The sequence below is a fragment of the Kitasatospora sp. MBT63 genome (assembly GCF_000710465.2).
Lineage (GTDB): Bacteria > Actinomycetota > Actinomycetes > Streptomycetales > Streptomycetaceae > Kitasatospora.
In genome coordinates this window covers 1-275 of sequence record NZ_JAIZ01000599.1, presented here as the reverse complement: position 1 = coordinate 275, position 275 = coordinate 1, and the positions used below count along the sequence as shown (strand labels likewise).

Here is a 275-nt window from a genome sequence, read left to right as displayed (position 1 = left end):
AGGACGTGGGCGCGGGTGTTCCAGATCGGACGGCCGACGGTCGCGGTGTCGGAGTCGAGCGTGCCACCGCCCAGGGTGTTGATGGTGTACTCGGTCGGGCCGTACAGGTTGTAGCCCATGACGCCCGGGGTGTCGCGCAGCTTGGACCACAGGGTCTCGGCCACCGCCTCACCACCGAGCAGCACCAGCACCGGGCGGTGCCGCTCCCCGTCCAGCAGACCGCACTCGATCAGCGCCTGGGCGTACGAGGGCGTCACGTTGATGACGTCGATCTC

1 protein-coding gene is annotated in these 275 nt (G+C 69.1%); it reads right to left on the bottom strand.

Going from position 1 to position 275, the window contains the following annotated elements; translation table 11 throughout:
* On the bottom strand, positions 1–275 hold a 275-nt coding region (locus AA75_RS31550), incomplete at both ends, for an AMP-binding protein (RefSeq protein ID WP_033823749.1).